The 1,704-nt window shown below is 75.2% G+C and carries 1 protein-coding gene and 1 pseudogene; both read right to left on the bottom strand.

Annotation, left to right across the window (positions count from 1 at the left end; genetic code table 11):
* A partial coding sequence (locus MHW47_RS35190; RefSeq protein WP_239227876.1) for a protein kinase occupies positions 1-668 on the bottom strand: 668 nt, incomplete at its 3' end.
* Between the two features lie 200 nt (positions 669-868).
* Positions 869-1,704: pseudogene (locus MHW47_RS35185) on the bottom strand (serine/threonine protein kinase); the annotation flags it as partial.

The raw sequence follows: 1,704 nt of genomic DNA, 5'->3' as shown, positions 1-1,704 counted from the left end.
CCCGGGTCGGGTGCGGCGGGGCCCGGGGACGCGGGCGGCGGCCCGTCCCCCGGGCCGTCCGGCTCGTCCTCGTCGTCGTCGCGCGGCACCGTGTCGTACCCGCACAGCGCCTCCTCCGCCGCACCCGCGGCGAGGCCGGTCAGGACGACGCGCCCGTCGTCGCAGACGAGCACCGTGCGCACGGTGATGTTGCGGTGGATCCAGCCGTGCGCGTGCAGGACGCGGAGGGCGGCGAGGACGTCGGAGCCGATCTCGGCGGCCCGGTACGGGGTGAGCGGGCGCTCCGCGAGCAGCGCCGCCAGCGGCCGGGAGGCCACCAGCTCGCTGACTATCCAGAGCGAACCGGCCTCCGCGAACACGTCGAAGACCTGGTCCAGGCGCGGATGGTCGGGCACCTGCGCCGCCGCCTGCGCGGCCTCGATGGCGCGCCGCACGGCCGGGTCCTCGGCCCCGCGCACCGCCCGCCCACCGCGCGGCGAGGGCACCGGCCGGCCGTCACCCTCGACGAACTCGGCGTCCACCACCTCGGGCAGCGGCACCTGACGGACCAGCACCTCCTGCCCGCTGTAGGTGTCGAAGGCCCGCGTCTCGACGGCTTCGTACGCGTCGGACGGGGGCAGCGGAAGGCGGTAGCGGTCGGCCAGCACCCGACCCGCATAGTCGTCCACGACGCCTCCCCAGAGCGCGCTGTCCCCCGGTCACGGAATCCGCGACGCATCTGTCGTCCCGCAGCCGTCCGCGGTGCGTTCGACCCCGTGTCCCGGCTGCGTACGGTCTCCGGTCTCTCACCATACGTGGCATGCGGCTACCGCGCGGCAGGGTCGGCGCATCCCGGCCGCCCGGCCGCCCCGGAACTCCGCCGCGGCCCTCAGTCGACCGGCTCGAAGGACCCGAACGCGGTCTTGCGGAGGGTGCGGCACTCCTTGCCGTCCCACGCGTCGGCCTTGCAGCTGATCATGATCGCGTAGCCGTGGTCGCCGTCGACCTTGAACCCCCGGTTGAGCACCCGGACCCGCTGGCCGTGCTGGGTGCGCTCGAACTGCCAGTCGGCGACGGTCGGGTAGCCGTTGTACTGCACCTCCTGGATGCCGAGGTGCTGGTAGCCGGTGCTGGTGGCGGCGACCCCGCCCCGGGCGGACTTCCACGCGGCGGCGGCGTCGTCACCGGGCGAGGAGGTGTAGTCGACCTGGAGGCGGGGGAAGCCGCCCTTCGCGTTGTAGATGGCGCCGGCGCCCTGACCCGACGTGGTGGCGAACTGGAAGCCCTCGGGCATGGCGATGGAGAAGTGGAACCGCTTGTTGGTGACCGTGCGGTAGCCGGCGGGCACGGCGTCGTCCGCCTTGTCGCCCTTGCCGCCCTTCTTTCCGTCCTCGCCCTCCCGGCCGTCGTCCTTGCCCTTGCCCTTGCCGGAGTCGTCGCCGTCCTGCTCCTTGCCGCTGCCGCCCTGCGGGGCTTCGCCGGACTCGGCCGGGCCGTCGGCGCTCGGCGCCCCGGCGGGGGCGGACGCGCCCGGGTTCCCGGCGCCCTTGTCGCCGGTGGAGTCGTCGCCGCCGAGGGTGAGCGCCAGCACCGTGCCGAGGACGGCGAGCACGATGATCGCCGCGATGATCGCCAGGGTGCGGCGCGGCACGACGTCCGTGAGCGAGGCGCGCGGCGGGCTGACCGGCGAGGAGGCCGGGCGCTGCGGCGGCACGGCCCCGGAGG

It is taken from the genome of Streptomyces sp. OfavH-34-F, from assembly GCF_022347745.1.
In the GTDB taxonomy this organism is placed as follows: Bacteria; Actinomycetota; Actinomycetes; order Streptomycetales; family Streptomycetaceae; genus Streptomyces.
The sequence above is the reverse complement of the archived record's forward strand: the minus strand, read 5'-3'. Positions and strand labels throughout refer to the sequence as shown.